The 12,441-nt window shown below is 74.1% G+C and carries 16 protein-coding genes; 8 read left to right on the forward strand and 8 right to left on the reverse strand.

Annotation, left to right across the window (positions count from 1 at the left end; translation table 11 throughout):
* The first annotated feature begins 166 nt into the window (after positions 1–166).
* Entirely contained in the window at positions 167–961 is a 795-nt protein-coding gene (locus AMK18_RS28740; RefSeq protein WP_443333238.1) for a CPBP family intramembrane glutamic endopeptidase, read from the forward strand.
* A gap of 9 nt (positions 962–970) precedes the next feature.
* Here AMK18_RS28740 and AMK18_RS28745 read toward each other — a convergent pair whose 3' ends face one another.
* Positions 971–1,789, reverse strand: coding sequence for a PhzF family phenazine biosynthesis protein (locus AMK18_RS28745; RefSeq protein WP_073865062.1), 819 nt, complete (start codon positions 1,787–1,789; stop codon positions 971–973).
* A gap of 129 nt (positions 1,790–1,918) precedes the next feature.
* On the opposite strand from AMK18_RS28745, the gene AMK18_RS28750 reads away from it, so the two are divergent.
* Both AMK18_RS28750 and AMK18_RS28755 read left to right on the forward strand, forming a co-directional pair.
* Positions 1,919–2,587 (forward strand): HEAT repeat domain-containing protein, encoded by a 669-nt coding sequence (locus AMK18_RS28750; RefSeq protein ID WP_073865063.1) that lies wholly within the window; start codon positions 1,919–1,921, stop codon positions 2,585–2,587.
* A gap of 19 nt (positions 2,588–2,606) precedes the next feature.
* Positions 2,607–3,605 carry a HEAT repeat domain-containing protein gene (locus AMK18_RS28755; RefSeq protein ID WP_198957101.1) on the forward strand — a complete coding sequence of 333 codons (999 nt, stop codon included), beginning with the start codon at positions 2,607–2,609 and terminating at the stop codon, positions 3,603–3,605.
* A gap of 13 nt (positions 3,606–3,618) precedes the next feature.
* Here the strand turns inward: AMK18_RS28755 and AMK18_RS28760 are convergent, their stop codons facing one another.
* Positions 3,619–4,044 carry a nuclear transport factor 2 family protein gene (locus AMK18_RS28760; protein WP_073865065.1) on the reverse strand — a complete coding sequence of 142 codons (426 nt, stop codon included), beginning with the start codon at positions 4,042–4,044 and terminating at the stop codon, positions 3,619–3,621.
* 84 nt (positions 4,045–4,128) lie between these two features.
* On the opposite strand from AMK18_RS28760, the gene AMK18_RS28765 reads away from it, so the two are divergent.
* The gene (locus AMK18_RS28765; protein ID WP_073865066.1) at positions 4,129–4,698 is read left to right on the forward strand and encodes a TetR/AcrR family transcriptional regulator; all 570 of its coding nucleotides are present in this window, start codon (positions 4,129–4,131) and stop codon (positions 4,696–4,698) included.
* Here AMK18_RS28765 and AMK18_RS28770 read toward each other — a convergent pair.
* The 3 genes from AMK18_RS28770 to AMK18_RS28780 are packed head-to-tail and all read right to left on the reverse strand — an operon-like array spanning position 4,599 to position 6,223.
* Positions 4,599–5,090: a hypothetical protein gene (locus AMK18_RS28770; protein ID WP_073865067.1), complete on the reverse strand. Its 492-nt coding sequence runs from the start codon at positions 5,088–5,090 to the stop codon at positions 4,599–4,601. The genes AMK18_RS28765 and AMK18_RS28770 overlap by 100 nt on opposite strands.
* A gap of 16 nt (positions 5,091–5,106) precedes the next feature.
* Complete coding sequence (locus AMK18_RS28775) at positions 5,107–5,907, reverse strand: phosphotransferase enzyme family protein (RefSeq protein WP_073865068.1); 801 nt, start codon at positions 5,905–5,907, stop codon at positions 5,107–5,109.
* A 49-nt stretch (positions 5,908–5,956) separates the two neighbouring features.
* Entirely contained in the window at positions 5,957–6,223 is a 267-nt protein-coding gene (locus AMK18_RS28780; protein WP_073865069.1) for a hypothetical protein, read from the reverse strand.
* A gap of 131 nt (positions 6,224–6,354) precedes the next feature.
* Here AMK18_RS28780 and AMK18_RS28785 point away from each other — a divergent pair, with 131 nt between their 5' ends.
* The gene (locus AMK18_RS28785; RefSeq protein WP_026171785.1) at positions 6,355–6,969 is read left to right on the forward strand and encodes a PadR family transcriptional regulator; all 615 of its coding nucleotides are present in this window, start codon (positions 6,355–6,357) and stop codon (positions 6,967–6,969) included.
* A 61-nt stretch (positions 6,970–7,030) separates the two neighbouring features.
* Here AMK18_RS28785 and AMK18_RS28790 read toward each other — a convergent pair whose 3' ends face one another.
* Positions 7,031–7,219, reverse strand: coding sequence for a hypothetical protein (locus tag AMK18_RS28790; protein ID WP_018105094.1), 189 nt, complete (start codon positions 7,217–7,219; stop codon positions 7,031–7,033).
* A gap of 148 nt (positions 7,220–7,367) precedes the next feature.
* On the opposite strand from AMK18_RS28790, the gene AMK18_RS28795 reads away from it, so the two are divergent.
* Positions 7,368–8,342, forward strand: a complete 975-nt coding sequence (locus AMK18_RS28795; protein WP_073865070.1) for an EamA family transporter — start codon at positions 7,368–7,370, stop codon at positions 8,340–8,342.
* Here AMK18_RS28795 and AMK18_RS28800 read toward each other — a convergent pair.
* Entirely contained in the window at positions 8,339–9,028 is a 690-nt protein-coding gene (locus AMK18_RS28800) for a pyridoxamine 5'-phosphate oxidase family protein (protein ID WP_073865071.1), read from the reverse strand. The genes AMK18_RS28795 and AMK18_RS28800 overlap by 4 nt on opposite strands.
* Before the next feature lie 35 nt (positions 9,029–9,063).
* Here AMK18_RS28800 and AMK18_RS28805 point away from each other — a divergent pair, with 35 nt between their 5' ends.
* Entirely contained in the window at positions 9,064–10,395 is a 1,332-nt protein-coding gene (locus AMK18_RS28805; protein ID WP_073865072.1) for an aminotransferase class I/II-fold pyridoxal phosphate-dependent enzyme, read from the forward strand.
* A 71-nt stretch (positions 10,396–10,466) separates the two neighbouring features.
* Here AMK18_RS28805 and AMK18_RS28810 read toward each other — a convergent pair whose 3' ends face one another.
* The gene (locus AMK18_RS28810) at positions 10,467–11,438 is read right to left on the reverse strand and encodes a DMT family transporter (RefSeq protein ID WP_198957102.1); all 972 of its coding nucleotides are present in this window, start codon (positions 11,436–11,438) and stop codon (positions 10,467–10,469) included.
* 74 nt (positions 11,439–11,512) lie between these two features.
* Here AMK18_RS28810 and AMK18_RS28815 point away from each other — a divergent pair, with 74 nt between their 5' ends.
* A complete protein-coding gene (locus AMK18_RS28815; RefSeq protein WP_073865074.1) occupies positions 11,513–12,436 on the forward strand; it encodes a LysR family transcriptional regulator in 924 nt (307 codons plus the stop codon).
* Positions 12,437–12,441: the final 5 nt, after the last annotated feature.

Genomic DNA, 12,441 nt, shown 5'->3' on the forward strand with positions numbered 1-12,441 from the left:
GTGGTGCCCCTCCTTGAGGATGTACAAGGAAAAAGGGGGACCACACCATCGGCAATGGCGCTCGTCCCCCGGCCAGTCGCGCATGATCTTCGTACCTGCATTCGAGACCCTAGCGGGGCGGCGAGGGACGTGGGACGCGAATGCACAACTGAGGGCAGGTGTACAGGTGGAGGCGGGGCACGTGGCTGATTCTTATCCCCAGGAGGCCGTGTCACAACGGATTCTCCGGTCCGAGACGGTGCTGGTGCTGGCGCTCTCGCTGGGGGCGAGTGGCGTGTCCGCCCTTATCAGCTTTGTCGGATCGCTGACGAAACCAGGAGGTTTGAAGGATCAGGCGGCGACCCTCAACAGCTCGGCCGCTCCGGGCCGCCCTTGGCTGGATCTCGCCTGGCAGCTCTTCGGCATCACGACCGCGCTGGTGCCCGTCGCGCTCGTCGCGCATCTGCTCATCCGGGAAGGGACCGGGCTGCGGGCCCTCGGCTTCGACCGCACCCGGCAGGGCCAGGACGTGGCACGGGGCGCGGTCGTCGCGGCGGGCATCGGCAGCGCCGGGCTGGCCTTCTACCTGGTGGCCAGGGCCGCCAGCTTCAACCTCACCGTCGTGCCCGAGTCGCTGCCCGACGTGTGGTGGAAGTTCCCCGTGCTCATCCTGTCGGCCCTCCAGAACGCCGTACTGGAGGAGGTGATCGTCGTCGGCTATCTGCTGCGCCGCTTGGGGCAGCTGGGCTGGACGCCGATGGCGGCCCTGGTGGCGAGCTCGGTGCTGCGCGGTTCGTACCACCTCTACCAGGGCATCGGCGGCTTCATCGGCAACATGGTGATGGGCGTCGTCTTCGTGCTGCTCTACCGGCGCTGGCAGCGGGTGGGCCCGCTCGTCGCGGCGCACGCCCTCCTGGACATCGGCGCGTTCGTCGGTTACGCGCTGCTCGCCGGGAAGGTGAGCTGGCTGCCCACCCCGTGAGCCCCCCGGCTACGGGCCGACGAGCAGTTCGCCGTCCAGCACCGTGACCGCCCGGCCCGTCAGCAGGGTGCGCGCGCCGCGCAGCGACGTCCGGACGAGACCCGAGCGCGCGGACGCCTGAAGGCCGGTCAGCTCGTCGCGGCCGAGCCGGGCCGACCAGAAGGGGGCCAGGGCGGTGTGCGCGCTGCCGGTCACCGGGTCCTCGTCGATGCCCACGGCCGGGAAGAAGCCGCGCGAGACGTAGTCGTACGCACCCGTCGGCGCCGCGGCGGCCGTGGCGATGACGCCGCGCCGCGAGAGGGCGGCCAGCGCCGCGAAGTCCGGGGCCAGCGCCCGTACGGCCGCCTCGTCCTTCAGCTCCACCAGCAGGTCCCCGACCTGTGCACCCGTGTCGTGCACGGACAGCGGCTCCGCCCCCAGGGCTTCCGCGAGGCCGTCCGGCGCGGGCTCGAGGGTCAGCGCGGCGGTCGGGAAGTCGAGCGTGAGCGAACCGTCCGGGTGCGCGGCCGACGTCAGCGTGCCGCACCGGGCGGCGAAGCGGACCGTGCCGGTGGCGGCGCCCGTGGTGTGCAGGACGTGGGCCGTGGCGAGGGTGGCGTGGCCGCACATGTCCACCTCCGTGACCGGGGTGAACCACCGCAGCGCCCAGCCGGCGTCGCCGCCCGGCGGCAGCGGGTGGGCGAACGCGGTCTCGGAGAGGTTCAGCTCGGCGGCGACCCGCTGGAGGAAGGCGTCCTCGGGGAAGCCCTCGGGACCGAACAGCAGGACCCCTGCGGGGTTGCCGGAGAAGGGGCGGTCGGTGAACGCGTCTACGGTGCGAATCCTCATGCGCCGACCGTAGGTCTCCGTCCCGGCGCGGAACCAAGGCCAATCGCGGACCGGTGGCCCCGAAACCGCGCCGGGCTTGACCTTGTCACGGTGACAACCGCTTCACTCGGCCGCGAGGAGGTGGTTCCGATGACCACGGCGAACGAGGACACGGCCCTCACGCGCGCGCTGCGCGGGCTGGAACACGCGGACGCGTCGGTGCGGCTGCGGACCGCGCTGGCGGTCGGATCGGCGCCGGACACGCGGCTGGTGGACCGGCTCGTGGAGCGGTGCGCGGCCGAGCCGGACTTCTCCGTACGGGAGATGCTGACCTGGGCGCTCACCCGGCACCCGCAGGACCTGACGGTGCCCAGGCTCGTCGGCGAGCTCCGCTCGGAGCGCCCGCGGGCCCGCAGCCAGGCCCTGCACACGCTGTCCAAGACCGGGGACCGGCGGGCCTGGCCGGCGCTCACCCGGGCGCTGCTCACCGACCCCGACGAGGAGGTGGCGCGCACCGCTTGGCGGACCGCGGTCGTCCTCGTGCCCGAGGACGAGGCGCCCGCGCTCGCCGCGGTGCTGGCCGGGCAGCTCGGGCGCGGGGCCCGCGAGACGCGGCTGAGCCTCAGCCGGGCGCTGATCGCACTCGGCGCGGCGGCCGGTGCGGTGCTGCACGACGCCGCCGCGCACCCCGAACCCCGGGTCTGCGAGCACGCGCTCGCCACCGAGGAGCTGCGGCGCGACCCGGACGCCGGGTTCGACCTCGCGATCGAGGAGGCGAAGCGGAGGGTGGCCCTCGGGCCGTACGGTGGTCCAGCCTGATCCGAACGAAAGGCCCTACGTGTTGATCGGTGAGGTGGCGCGGCGGTCCGGGGTCAGTGCGCGCATGCTGCGGCACTACGAGTCGCTGGGGCTGGTGCGGCCGACAGGGCGCAACGACGTCGGGTACCGGGAGTACTCCGGCGAGGACGTCCGGCGCATCTTCCACATCGAGAGCCTGCGGTCCCTCGGCCTCTCGCTGCGCGAGGTGGGGCGCGCGCTGGACGATCCCGGCTTCAGCCCGGCCGGTCTCGTGGACGACCTCGTCCGGCGGACCCGGGAACGGATCGCGAGCGAGACGGAGCTGCTGAACCGGCTGAGCCGGATCGGCGCCGCCGAACCCGGGGACTGGGAGGGCGTCCTGCGTACCGTCGCCCTTCTCCAGGCCCTGGGCTCCGCCAGCCCCGGCACCCGGCAGCGGGCGGCGTTGTCCTCGGCGGGCGAGGCGCCCGTGCCGGTGGAGGCCCTGGTCGAGGCGGTGTTGAGCGAGCCGGACCCGAGCGTGGCCGGGGCGCTGCGGTGGGCCCTGGCACGGTCCGGCGGCGGGCTCGCCCTGCTGGCGGAGGGCCTGGACTCGCCCGATGCGGCGGTGCGCGCCCGTGCGGTGCGCGCGGTCGCCGGGATCCTGGGCGAGGCCGCGAGCGCGCTGCTGCGGGACGCTCTCGGGCACCCCGATGTCGCGGTACGCCAGTACGCCGCGCCCGCGCTGGGCGCGCGCGGGGTGGCCGAGGCGGTGCCGACGCTCATCGGCATGGTCGCGGAGGCGGTACGGGACGTGGACGCGGCCGACGCGCTCGGTGTGCTGGCCGCTGATCCGGAGACGGCCGAGCGGATCGCCTCCGCGCTCGTCGGCCGCCTCGCCGACCCGGCCCTCGACGCGCCCGCCCGCCGCCGCCTCACCCAGGCGCTGGCGGACATCCCGGGCCCGACGGCGACGCGGGCGCTCGGGGAGCTGGCGGAGGACGAGGACCGGGGAGTGGCGGTGACGGCGGTGTATCTGCTGGGGCTGCGCGAGGGGTGAGCCCGGCCCGGCGTCAGCCCCGGGCGGCGGCGAGGGCCGCAGTGTCCATGTAGTCGCGGACGTGGGTGATCAGGCCGTCGCGGACCCGGAGCACGAGCAGGCCGGGGACGGTGAACGCGGCGCCGGTGGCCGGGAACGTCCCCGCCACCACATGCTCGGCGACGATCACCTCCGGGTCGTCCGTCCCGTACGCGGACACCGTCCTGACCTCGTCGATCCGTACGGGGCTCGCGCCCCAGACCGCCCGGTAGCCGGTGCGCACGGCCTCGCGGCCCTCGTAGCGCGGGGGAAAGCCGGGAGCGGTGAAGGGGAACTCGTGCACCGCGTCGGCCGCGTACAGGTCCGCGAGATCGTCCGCGGACTTGTCGAGCATGGCCCGGTGATAGGCGGCCAGGGCCTCGCGGGGGCTACGGGCACGGGGGGATTCCGGTTGCGGCACGGCACGGCTCCATTCGCTCAACACTTGTTGAGCGTGACCGTAGGGTGTGCGGAGAGGTTCGGTCAACGGCTGTAGAGTCGCGGCGTGACCACGCCCCGGGAGACCCGCGCCGACCGCCGCCGCGCCACGGAGGCGCGCATCCTGGAAAAGGCCCGGGAGGAGTTCGCCGCCAAGGGGTTCGACCGGACGACCATCCGTGCGGTGGCGGGTGCGGCCGGGGTGGACCCGGCCCTGGTCATGCAGTACTTCGGCTCGAAGCGGGAGCTGTTCGGCCGGGCGGTGCAGACGTTCACCGCGCCACCTGCGGAGGCCGTGGACGCGGACGCGTTCGCCGACCGGATGCTGGCCACGCTGGGCCTGAAGCTGGGCGGTCTGCCCGAGGGGACGCTCGCGGTGCTGCGGTCCATGCTCACCGATCCGGCGGCCGCCGATCATGTACGGACCGCGCTCGGCGGTCAGATCGCCGACGCCGGTGCCGCCGTCCCGGCGCCCGACGACCGGGAACTCCGCGCCGCCCTGGCGGTCACCACCCTGCTCGGGGTGACCATCGGTCATCAGCTCCTGGGGCTGCCGGTGTTGCGCGAGGCGTCGTCCGAACGGATCGCCGCGTTGCTCAGGCCCGCGCTCAACGCGCTGGCCGAGCCCGCGCCGTGAACGTCGTGCGGTGCTTTGCCGGCGTTCTGCTCCCGTAGCGCGGCGGCCGCCTCCAGCAGGGTCCAGCCGTCCACTTCCACCCGGCGCCGGTCCGACGGCTGCCATCCGTGGGCCTTCGCCGCATCGAGCAGGGCGCGGACGGCGCCCGGTTCGTGCAGGTTGAGGGAGGCGCCCCCGACGAAGCCCACGTCTCCGGAGCCCAGGAGAGCGCCGCCCGGGACATAGCGGTCCGGGCCCTCGGTGAAGACGAGGCGGAGGGGTCCGCCCGGCTCGCGGTGGAGCGTGAGGATCTGGCGGCAGGGCCCGCCGTCGTCGTGCCGGTGGCGCAGCGTCCACCGATACGTGTGCCCGTCGGCGACCAGCCGCCGGGCCTTCGTCGCGTTGCGGGGCATGGGTCGAGCGTACGGCTCAGTCCAGCAGGGCGGCTGTGAACGTCCGGCGGTGGTCCACCAGCCAGGTCTGTACGCGGTCCCAGCGCTCCCATCCACCGCGCTCGGCCAGCGCCCGGACGTAGACGGGGTCCTCGTCGGCCACGCGGCGCGCGACGAAGGCCCGGCAGACCTCCGTGGCCTGCTCGATGACGCCGGGCAGTCCGGCGCGTTCGCCCGCCGGGAGTCCGTAACCGTCGGCGAGGATCCGCAGCCGTGCGACCGCGTCCAGCCCGGCGGGGTAGAGAGCGGCCGCGGATTCGGGGTCCAGCATGGGTGCCCAGTAGCGGGCGGTCATGGCGACGTCCCACAGGGCGCGGCCCGGGGCCGCCAGGTCGAAGTCGATCAGTGCCGCGGCGCGACCGTCGCGGAACACGACGTTGTCCGGGCACACGTCGTTGTGGCACACGAGCGTCCCGCCCTCCGGGTCGGCGAGGTCCGTGGGCCACGCGGCGCGGGTGTCGGCCGGGACGGCCGCACCGGCCTCGTGCAGCCGCCGCAGCAAGCGCCCCACCGATGCGAGGGCGGAAGGCGTCATCGCCCAGTCCGGGAACGGCGGCAGCGCCACGTCGCCGGGGATGAACGTCAGCCGCTCACGGCCGCCCGCGGTGGGACCGACGGGGGTCGGCGCCGCGTCGAAGCCGTGCTCCTTCAGTGCGCGGAGGTACGCGTGGAGTTCGCGCGCGTGGCGTGGTGCGGGCCGCTCCACCAGCTCCCCTCGGCGGAAGACGGCCCCCGCGTTCGCCATGCCGCCGATCAGCGGCTCTTCCCCGTCCGTCATGGGGTCACGCTATCGCCGGCGCGCGGGTCGCCCGAACCGGAGCGGCCGTCTACAGGCCGAACCAGCCGTACAGGCGCGGGTGTTGGGCCTGCGCGCACGGGTCGTAGTCCGGGTCGTGGTCCGGGTTGTAGGTGGACCCGTACGGGTCGGAGGACAGGGTCAGCCCCTCATCGGAGCCGGAGGACAAGCTCAGGCCCTCGTCGGGGCAGCTCCCGCCGACGGGCTGCACGGCCCACCAGGCAAAAAGGCACAGGCCCGCGATCGTGCCGAAGGCGGCGAGCTTGCGGAGCGGGAGCGATAGGAGAGGCGAGGTCACCTCGGGATGATACGGACGGTCGCCCGGCCGCGTCGGTCAGGGGTTGTCATGCGATCGGTTCCGATATATCGTTGAGGCATCGCGACAGTACAGCGATAACCGAAAGATCAACGTAAGCAGAGGAGTACGTCATGCGTTCACATGGATTCGAGCATGGGCATGCACATGGTCACGGGCGCGGCCCGTACGGCCCCGAGGGGCGACGTGGTGGTTTCGAGGGGCAGCGGGCGGCGTTCGGGCCGTTCGGGCCGCCGTTCGGCGGGGGGCCGTTCGGTGGCGGACGGGGCCGGGGCGGCGGCCGGGGGAGGGCGCGGCGCGGTGACGTGCGCGCTTCGATCCTGGCGCTGCTCAAGGACCGGCCGATGCACGGGTACGAGATGATCCAGGAGATCGGCGAGCGCAGCGGCGGGGCCTGGCGGCCCAGCCCCGGCTCGGTGTACCCGACCCTTCAGCTGCTGGAGGACGAGGGGCTGATCACCAGCGCGAGCGAGGGCGGCAAGAAGCTGTTCACGCTCACCGACACCGGCCGCACCGAGGCCGAGACCGGTCCCGAGGCGCCCTGGGAAGAGGCCGGGCGCGGGGTCGACTGGGAGAGCATGAACGAGGTCCGGCAGGCCGGGTTCGGTCTGATGGAGGCGTTCGGCCAGGTCTGGAAGACCGGCTCGTCCGACCAGCGCGACAAGGCGGTCGCCGTCATCAACGAGGCCCGCAAGAAGCTGTACCTCATTCTCGCCGACGAGCACTGAGCCCCGCCGTGGGCCGGTGTGACGGAGCCCGGCGGCCCCAGGCCGCCGGGCTCCTCGCTGTTCACGTGTCCGCGGTGACGGGCCAGATCCGCGCCGCGTCGAAGCGGTCGGACGCGCGGGGGTGCGGTCCGTCGTCGTGGCAGTGGAACGCGCACCAGAACAGATCCGCCGGCAGGGCGTCCAGGGGCGCGTGGACCCGGTAGACGTACTCGCGCCCGTCGAGCGCCGGCAGGGACACCAGCCAGCTCACCCCGGTCCCCCTCCCGCCGCGCCGCGAACAACCGCTCCGTTCTGTGGGACGTGTGTGAACGGGGCGTCGGTTGCCCCTCCCGCCGAGCGCTGTACGCGTCAGGTGTCACCGGGGTGACGGTCCTGACCGCAGCTGTCATGATGTGCCGATGCACGCGTCTCAGGGGAGAAGCGCCGGCCTGGGACTCGCCCTCGCCTCGGCCTTCGCATTCGGTGGTTCCGGAGTGGCGGCCAAGCCGCTGATCGAGGCGGGGCTCGACCCGCTCCACGTCGTCTGGCTACGGGTGGCGGGCGCCGCGCTCGTCATGCTGCCGGTTGCCTGGCGCCACCGCGCGCTCGTGCGCAACCGCCCCGTGCTGCTGCTCGGCTTCGGGCTGCTCGCCGTCGCGGGCGTGCAGGCCTGCTACTTCGCCGCCATCTCCCGTATCCCGGTGGGGGTCGCGCTCCTGGTGGAATACCTGGCCCCCGCGCTCGTCCTCGGCTGGGTGCGCTTCGTGCAGCGGCGCCCGGTCACGCGGGCGGCGGCCCTCGGGGTCGTCCTCGCGGCCGGCGGACTCGCCTGCGTGGTCGAGGTCTGGGCCGGGCTGAGCTTCGACGTGATCGGGCTGGTCCTCGCGCTCGGCGCGGCCTGCTGCCAGGTCGGCTACTTCGTCCTCTCCGACCAGGGCGGCGGCGCCGAACCCCCGCACCCGGTCGGCGTCATCGCGTACGGGCTGCTGATCGGCGCCCTCGTGCTCACCGCGATCGCCCGCCCCTGGGGCATGGACTGGTCGGTGCTCGGCGGCGACACGGTCATGGACGGCGCCGCGGTGCCGGCCTGGCTGCTGCTCGTCTGGATCGTGCTGCTGGCCACCGTCATCGCGTACGTCACCGGGGTGATCTCCGTGCGCCTGCTCTCACCGGCCGTCGCGGGCGTCGTCGCCTGCCTCGAAGCGGTCATCGCGACCGTCCTCGCCTGGGTCCTCCTCGGCGAGCACCTGGCCGCGCCCCAGCTCATCGGCGGCGCGCTCGTCCTGGCCGGCGCCCTCATCGCGCAGTCCTCCACGCCCCGGCCGCCCTCCGGACCGGTGGCCTCCGGGGCGGGAGCGCCGGTCGTCGTGGATCGCGCCGACGCCCGCCGCTAGGGCAGGTACGCCGGTACGTCGATCGACGGGTCCAGGTCGTCCGCCGGGGCCGGGGTGCCGTAGGCCGGGGCGACGGGGACGACGCCGGACCAGTACGGCAGGCCGAGGTCCCGGGGGTCGTCGTTCGGGCCGCCCGTGCGGATCTTGGCGGAGACCTCCCGCAGATCCAGCCGGACGACGGCGGTGGCGGCCAGCTCCTTGGCGTCGGCGGGCCGCGAGTCCTTCGAGCGCCCCGGCACCACCTGGTCCACGATCGCGTCCAGGGCGACGCGCCGCTCCTCCGGGTCGGTCACGGTGTACGCGGTGCCGTGGACGACCACCGACCGGTAGTTGAGCGAGTGGTGGAAGGCCGAACGGGCCAGCACCAGGCCGTCGACATGGGTCACCGTCAGGCACACGGGCAGCCCCTCGTCGCCGCCCCCGGCCGCCCGCAGCGGCCGCGAGCCGGTCGAGCCGTGGACGTACAGCCGCTCGCCTACCCGGCCGAAGAGTGTCGGCAGCACGACCGGCGCGCCGTCGCGGACGAAGCCGAGGTGGCAGAGGTAGGCGCTGTCGAGTATCGAGTGGACCGTCTCCCGGTCGTACGCGGCGCGCTCCCGCGACCGGGTGGGCACGGTGCGGTCCGTCGGCTCGTAGCGGGATGAGGCGTCCGGGGACGTGGTCTGCTGGGAAGCGGTCTCCGGCATTGCGTACTCCATTGCACTAGTGCATACTGTGGTTTGTGCTAGGAGAGTATCGGATCAGTGGACGGCGCGCACAGGAAATTGCCGCTAGCGTCGAGCGCGGCGTCGCCTCGGGCGAGCTGCCCCCCGGGCATGTGCTGCCCCCCATGCGGGAGCTGGCGGCCCGGCTGGAGGTGAATCCGAACACCGTCGCGGCGGCCTACCGCACCCTGCGCGAGCGCGGGGTGATCGAGACCGCCGGGCGCCGGGGCAGCCGGATCAGGCCGCGCCCCGCGAGCACCGCGCGCGGTTCGATGCGGGTCGAGGCGCCGCCCGGAGTGCGGGATCTGGGCGACGGCAGCCCCGATCCGGCGCTGCTGCCGCGCCTGGGCGGGGCGTTCGCGTCGGTCGCCGGGGCGTACGACCGCGAGCCCGGGCTGTACGGAGAGGCGGCCGTGGACCCGGAGTTCGCCGCGCTCGCGCGTGCCGCGATGGACGCGGACGGGGTGCCGGACGGACCGGTGGCCGCCGCCTCCGGCTCGCTGGACGCGATCGAGCGGGTGCTCTCCGCCCACCTCAGGCCCGGCGACCGGGTCGCGGTCGAGGACCCCGGCTGGGGCGGACTCCTGGACCTGGTGCCCGCACTCGGCATGCGGCCCGTGCCGATGGCGCTGGACGACGACGGGCCGTTGCCGGACGCGCTCGAAGCGGCGCTCCAGGCGGGCGCGCGGGCGGTCGTGATCACGGACCGGGCGCAGAATCCGACCGGAGCCACGGTCTCCGAGGACCGGGCGGGGCGGCTGCGGGCGGTCCTCGCCCGGCACCCGGACGTCCTGCTCATCGAGGACGACCACGGCCACGCCATCGTGGACCAGCCGCTGTACCCGCTGGCCGGGGCCACGGGCCGGTGGGCGTTCGTCCGCTCGGTGGCCAAGGCGTACGGGCCGGACCTGCGGGTCGCGGTGCTGACCGGGGACGCGGTCACGGTCGACCGGGTGGCCGGCCGCCAGCGGCTCGGCCCCGGCTGGGTCAGCCGCCTGCTGCAACGGACCGTGGTGCACCTGTGGAGCACCGGCGCCGTGGACTCGCGCGAGGTGGCCCGCTCCTACGCCCGCCGCCGGGACGCCCTCGTCGTGGCCCTGGCGGAGCGCGGTGTGGAGGCGTACGGCCGCAGCGGGATGAACGTGTGGGTGCCGGTGAGCGATGAGACGGGGGCCGTGGCCCGGCTGTTGCAGGCGGGCTGGGCGGTGGCGCCCGGGGCCCGGTTCCGTATCGCCGCGCCCCAGGCCGTCCGGATCACCGTCTCCCCGCTCACCGACGCCGACCTCGGGCCGCTGGCCGACGCGGTGGCGCAGGCGGCGGGACCTGCGAGGCCGCTGAGCTACGGGTGAGGTCGCGACGACATGGATGAGGCCTCGGCGTTACGGGCGAGGCCCCGGTGTTACGGGTCAGCCCCGGCCCCTCAGGTGCGCCGTCTGCTCTGGGTGAGCGCGGCCCCGGCCAGGACGATGAGCGCGCCGACCGGGGTGTTCCAGCTCAGCCGCTCGCCGAGGACGGCCACTCCGGCCGCCGTGGCGATGACCGGGATGAAGTAGGTGACCATCTGCGCGGTCGTCGGACCGACCTCGTTGACCAGGCCGTACTGGAGCAGCACCGCGAGGCCCGTGCCCAGCGCCCCGAGCGCGACGACGGCCAGGGTGGGCACGACCGGGAAGCCGCCCGGGACGGTGGTGAACAGCGGCGTGACGACCGCGAGTTGCACGGTGCCCAGGAAGAGCTGGCTGCCGGTGAGCGCGAGGGTCGACGCGCCGCTGCCGGCCAGCGTCCGGCGCACGTAGATCCAGCCGACCGGGTAGCTCAGCGAGGCCAGGAGCGCCATCGCCGTACCGCTGAAGTCCAGCCCGGAGAAGCCCTGCCAGGCGCCGAGCACCGTCAGCACGCCGAGGAAGCCGAGGCCGAGACCGGCGACGCGGCGGCGGGTCGGCCGGTCCTCCGAGAGGGCGACGAGGGACAGCGCCATGCCCCAGAGCGGCGAGGTCGCGTTGCAGATGCCCGCCAGCGTGGACGGGATGGACAGCTCGGCGTACGCGAACAGGGAGAACGGCAGGGCGTTGAGGAAGAACGCCGCCACCGCGAGATGGCCCCAGGTCCTGGCCGAGCGCGGCAGCCGCTCCCGCTTCACCACCATGACCACCGCGAGGACCGCCGTGCCCGACAGGAGCCGCCCCAGAGTCACCTGGAACGGGGCGTACGCATCGGTCCCCACCTTGATCAGGAGGAAGCTGAAGCCCCAGATCAGCGAGAGCGCCGCGAAACGCAGCCGCCAGTCCAGGGCCGGCCGCCGGGCGGGAGCGGGGGCGTTGGCGGAGGGCGGCGGTGCGGCCGGGGCCGGGCACGGCTCGGGGATGGCTCTCGGGGCGGTCGGGGCGCTCATGGTGACAACGATCGCGGCCTCCACCTCGTAGCACAAGTGAGATTTTGTGCGCTGCTTCGCGTAGCATTGCTTACATGTTGAACCTGGAGCGCCTGCGCACCCTGGACGCCCTGGCCAGGCTCGGCTCGGTCAGCGGCGCCGCCGAAGGGCTGCACGTCACGACGTCGGCCGTCTCGCAGCAGATGGCGAAGCTGGAACGCGAGGTCGGCCAGCAACTCCTCGCCAGGAACGGGCGCGGGGTGCGGCTCACCGATGCGGGGCGGCTGCTCGCCGACCACGCGGCGCGCATCCTCTCGCAGGTCGAGCTGGCCCAGTCCGACATCGAGGCCCAGCGCGGCGAGGTCGTGGGGGAGATCCGGCTCGGCGCCTTCCCCACGGCCGCGCGCGGCCTGTTCCCCGCCACGCTGCTCGCCCTGCGCTCCGGCCACCCCGAACTGCGGGTGCGCACCCTGGAGTTGGAGCCGGAGGCGGGCATCCGGGCGGTGCTCCGGGGTGACATCGATCTCGCCGTGGTCCTGGACTGGAGCAACAAGCGGCTCCCGGTGCCCGGCGGGCTGACCCGGGCCGAACTGCTGGACGACGCCCCGGACATCGCCATGCCGGCGGACCACCCGCTCGCCGACCGGGCCGAAGTGGACCTGGAGGACTTCGCGGACGACGACTGGGTGTCCTGGCCCGAGGGCGAGTTCTGCTACGACTGGCTGATGTTCACGCTCCGCTCCAAGGGCATCGAACCGCGCATCGCCCACCTCGCGGGCGAGCACCACACGCAACTCGCCCTGATCGCCGCCGGGATGGGCGTGTGCGTCGCGCCCCGGCTGGGGCGGGGGCCGGTGCCCGAGGGGGTGCGGCTGGTGCCGGTGCGCCAGCGGATGCGCCGCCATGTCCACGCCGTGTGGCGCACGGACGCGGACCGGCGGCCCTCGGTCCGCGCGGCCGTCGCGGCGCTGCGCGAGGCGGGGCGGGGGCTGGACGACCCCATGTCGTCGGATGGCTGACCCCG

The organism is Streptomyces sp. CB01249 (genome assembly GCF_001905735.1).
Classification (GTDB): Bacteria; Actinomycetota; Actinomycetes; order Streptomycetales; family Streptomycetaceae; genus Streptomyces.